The sequence below is a fragment of the Agathobaculum sp. genome, from assembly GCF_050946325.1.
In the GTDB taxonomy this organism is placed as follows: domain Bacteria; phylum Bacillota; class Clostridia; order Oscillospirales; family Butyricicoccaceae; genus Agathobaculum.
In genome coordinates this window covers 1-3979 of sequence record NZ_JBMNUP010000161.1, presented here as the reverse complement: position 1 = coordinate 3979, position 3979 = coordinate 1, and the positions used below count along the sequence as shown (strand labels likewise).

Genomic DNA, 3979 nt, shown 5'->3' with positions numbered 1-3979 from the left:
CCAATCCTCTTTATCCTTGGCGCCAAGATACGCCGTGCCGACCTGTGCCCCCGCGCTGTTCACAAAGAAGGTGGTCGGCAGAGAGGAGATCTGTGCAAGCAGGCCTTGCAGGTCGGGCGAAGGCAGCAGATGCACATAATCCGCGCCGGTCGATGCAACAACATCCCGTGCGGTTTCAAGCTGGGTTTCGCTGAACTGGCCGTCCGAATCGAGCACGTCGGCCACCAGCCCGATGATACGCACGTTCTTATCCTCATATTCTTCGGCAAGTTCGGCAAGATCAGGCATTTCGGAAATGCAGGGGCCGCAGGATGTGCCCCAGACATTGACCATCGTCAGCGTATCTTCGGCAAAAAGCGTCTGGTCAACCTGCTCGCCGTCCAGCGTATCCGCTGTGAAAGCGCTGAGAATACCTGCATTTTCAGCAGGGGCGTCTGTGGAACCGGATGCCGTGTCATCCGGCGCAGCGGGTGTTTTTGGTGCTTCCGGTGCGCCGCAGGCGCAAAGCGCAAGCAGCAGGCAGGCCATAACGGCGGAAAGGGCAAAACGTTTCATGTTGTCCTCCTTAACAATCCCATAAAATAAATGAAAATAAAAAGACCCAGCGCCAAAAAACGCCGGGTATCTGGCGTCCCCGGCGCGATTCGAACGCGCGGCCTTCCGCTTAGGAGGCGGACGCTCTATCCGGCTGAGCTACGGAGACGTGCAAAAACGGGTGCGCCGCCCAAACGGCGCATAAGCATTATTACTATACTGCATTTATCTCAAATTGTCAATTCAAGCGCGCGCAAAAAAAGCAAGGGAAAAAGAAAAAACAACATCTTAACGATAAAGTCGTTGCATGGAGGGGTGTAAAATGCTATGATATAATTAAGTAAAAATGGGGGTAGGGAGGTTTTTGCCCTTTACCCCGTTTTGCGGCCAGAAGGAGGGGCATATTTCGTGAAACAAATGCACATCACAGAAACTGTGCTGCGTGACGCGCAACAGTCTTTGATTGCAACCCGTATGCCGTTCGAGGACTTTGAAGCTGTGCTGGACGAAATGGATAAAGCCGGCTATCACTCCATCGAATGCTGGGGCGGCGCAACCTTTGACAGTTGTCTGCGTTACCTGCACGAGGACCCGTGGGAAAGATTGCGCAAGATCAAATCCCACATGAAGAACACCAAGCTGCAAATGCTGCTGCGTGGGCAGAATTTGCTGGGGTATCACCATTATTCGGACGACACAGTGCGCCGGTTTGTGCGTAAGAGCGTGGAGAACGGCATGGATATCATCCGTATTTTTGACGCGCTCAACGATTTACGCAATATTGAAACTGCCGTGGACGAGTGCCTCAAAGCGGGCGGCCATGCGCAGGGCTGCATCTGCTATACGCTCAGCCCGATTCACAACCTGGAGATGTTTGTTTCGCTGGGCAAGCAGATTGAAGCAATGGGCTGCCAGAGCCTGTGCATCAAGGATATGGCGGGCATCATGTCTCCGCAGGAGTGCTTTGATTTGGTCAGCGCGCTGCGGCAGAATATCAGCCTGCCGATTTATGTGCATACGCATGCCACGACCGGTCTGGGCTATATGACCTACCTCAAAGCCGCAGAAGCAGGCGCTGCCGGTATTGACTGCGCAACCTCTTGCCTGTCGGGCGGCACCAGCCAGCCGGCGACCGAGTCGCTGGTGTACGCGCTGAGCCAGATGGGATTTGACTGCGGCGTAGACGCCAAGCAGCTGAAGCGGATTAACGATTATTTCATTCCGGTCAAGGAGCATTTTTCGGCAGACGGCACGTTTGACCCGTATGTGCTCTCCACCAAGACCGATGCGCTGACCTATCAGATTCCGGGCGGCATGCTGTCCAACCTGGTGGCGCAGCTGAAGGCCCAGAACGCGATTGACAAGCTGGACGCAGTGCTGGAGGAAACGCCGCGCGTGCGCGCTGATCTCGGCTATCCGCCGCTGGTTACGCCGCTGAGTCAGATGGTCGGCGTACAGGCGACGGTCAATGTGCTGCTGGGTGAGCGGTATAAGAACATCGGCAAGGAAATCAAGAGCTATATCCGTGGCGAATATGGCAAAGCGCCGGGCAAAATTGATCCTGCGCTGGCAAAGAAGGTGCTGGGCGATGACGAGCCGATGACCGGCCGCTATGCAGATACGCTTGCGCCCGAGTATGACGAGGCAAAGGCTTATCTGGGTGACCGTGCGCACAGCGAGGAGGACGTATTGTCCTATATCGCCTTCCCGCAGCAGGCGGAGCAGTACTTTGACCGCAGAGCAAAGACCTTCACTGCGCAGTATACGTTTAAGGAGGTCGACTGACGATGGTGAAAGATCCGCTTTCTGTACTGGACGCGCTGATGGTGGCGCTGTCCGGCTTTGTCATTGTATTTTTGATGCTGGCCGCTTTGTGGGCCATTATCATCGTTGTTTCGCGCGTGGTAGGCGGCTTGTCGTCTAAAAAAGCGCCTGCTGCTGCGCCCGCGCCCGTGCCGGCTGCGGCGCCTGCGCCTGCTCCGGCCGTGCCGGCTGTGCCGCAGGTAGAACTGGTTGGCATCGAAGAAACACAGGCGGCCTGCGTTATGGCAATTGTCAGCCATGAGACAGGTATTCCGCTGGACCAGCTTGTGTTTAAGTCCATTAAGGCAAAGTAAGGGGGAAGAAAACGATGAAATATATGGTTACACTGAATGGTAAGCAGTATGAAGTAGAAGTAGAAAAGGGTTCGGCCAGCGCGGTCTGCGTGGGCAGCGCGCCTGCGGCGGCTCCTGTGGCAGCGCCTGCACCGGCAGCGGCGCCGGCACCCGCACCGGCAGCGGCACCTGCACCGGCAGCGGCGCCGGCTGGCGGAGAGGCGGTTGCAGCGCCGATGCCCGGCACCATTCTGGATGTGCGCTGCGCGGCCGGTCAGGCGGTCAAGGGCGGCGATGTGCTGTTCATTCTGGAAGCGATGAAGATGGAGAACGAGATCTGCGCGCCGCATGACGGCACAGTATCCTCGGTAAGCGTACAGAAGGGCGCGGCGGTTGAAACTGGCGCCGTGCTGTGTACGCTGTAACAGGGGAGGCGTAGTCATGCAGTTTTCTTTTACCGGCGCGCTGGGTGAGATTCTTGCAAGCTCGGGTTTTGCTGCAATTGCACAGGATCCCCGTAGCCTGATTATGATTATCATCGCCTTTGTGCTGTTGTATCTGGGCATCGGCAAAAAGTTTGAGCCGCTGCTGCTGGTGCCGATTGCATTCGGCATTCTGCTTTCCAACCTGCCGCTGACCGGCTTGCTCAATGCACCGGTGGACGGCGCAAGCCCTGGATTTTTGTGGGTGATCTATCAAGGCGTACAGCATGCGATTTATCCGTCCATTATCTTCCTTGGCATTGGTGCGATGACGGACTTTGGTCCGCTGATTGCCCGCCCCTCTTCGCTGCTGCTTGGTGCGGCAGCACAGCTGGGCATCTTCACTGCTTTCCTGCTGGCGCTGGCGCTGGGCTTCCCCGGTGCGGTAGCGGCTGCAATCGGCATCATTGGCGGTGCGGATGGCCCGACGGCTATTTTGGTTGCCTCCCGCCTGGCGGAGGATTACCTGCCTGCTATCGCGATTGCAGCGTATTCTTATATGGCGCTGATTCCCTTGATTCAGCCGCCGCTGATGCGTCTGCTGACGACGGAAAAGGAGCGCAAGATCAAGATGGAGCAGCTCCGTCCGGTCTCCAAGACGGAAAAGATTGTGTTCCCGATTGCGGTTGCAACCTTTGTCATTCTGCTCATTCCGGATACGGCTCCGCTGATTGGCATGCTGATGCTGGGCAACCTGTTCCGCGAGTGCTGCGTAACCGACCGTCTGTCTGATACCGCGCAGAATGCGCTGTGCAATATTGTAACGATTTTCCTGGGCCTGTCGGTTGGCTGCAAGGCTGTTGCGGACAAGTTCCTGACGCTGGAGACGATCAAGATCATTGTGCTGGGCCTGCTGGCGTTCATGCT

The 3979-nt window shown here is 56.7% G+C and carries 5 protein-coding genes and 1 tRNA gene; 4 read left to right on the top strand and 2 right to left on the bottom strand.

The genetic code is table 11. From position 1 onward, the window contains the following. Positions 1-555 (bottom strand): TlpA disulfide reductase family protein (locus ACOYIE_RS09855; protein ID WP_433412762.1); only part of this gene is annotated, 555 nt, incomplete at its 3' end. Positions 556-626: 71 nt separating this feature from the next. After that, positions 627-703, bottom strand: a tRNA-Arg gene (locus ACOYIE_RS09850). Positions 704-951: 248 nt separating this feature from the next. Here ACOYIE_RS09850 and ACOYIE_RS09845 point away from each other — a divergent pair. From ACOYIE_RS09845 to ACOYIE_RS09830, 4 genes are all read left to right on the top strand, one after another. Further along, positions 952-2319 carry a pyruvate carboxylase subunit B gene (locus ACOYIE_RS09845; RefSeq protein ID WP_433412764.1) on the top strand — a complete coding sequence of 456 codons (1368 nt, stop codon included), beginning with the start codon at positions 952-954 and terminating at the stop codon, positions 2317-2319. Positions 2320-2321: 2 nt separating this feature from the next. Beyond that, positions 2322-2651: an OadG family transporter subunit gene (locus ACOYIE_RS09840; RefSeq protein WP_433412760.1), complete on the top strand. Its 330-nt coding sequence runs from the start codon at positions 2322-2324 to the stop codon at positions 2649-2651. Between the two features lie 14 nt (positions 2652-2665). Then, the gene (locus ACOYIE_RS09835; RefSeq protein WP_433412758.1) at positions 2666-3055 is read left to right on the top strand and encodes a biotin/lipoyl-containing protein; all 390 of its coding nucleotides are present in this window, start codon (positions 2666-2668) and stop codon (positions 3053-3055) included. 16 nt (positions 3056-3071) lie between these two features. Further along, positions 3072-3979 (top strand): sodium ion-translocating decarboxylase subunit beta (locus ACOYIE_RS09830; protein WP_433412756.1); only part of this gene is annotated, 908 nt, incomplete at its 3' end.

Coding starts and splice junctions, on each gene's coding strand:
- ACOYIE_RS09845 (WP_433412764.1), top strand. CDS start 952: ATGCACATCACAGAAACTGTGCTGCGTGACGCGCAACAGTCTTTGATT.
- ACOYIE_RS09835 (WP_433412758.1), top strand. CDS start 2,666: ATGAAATATATGGTTACACTGAATGGTAAGCAGTATGAAGTAGAAGTA.
- ACOYIE_RS09840 (WP_433412760.1), top strand. CDS start 2,322: ATGGTGAAAGATCCGCTTTCTGTACTGGACGCGCTGATGGTGGCGCTG.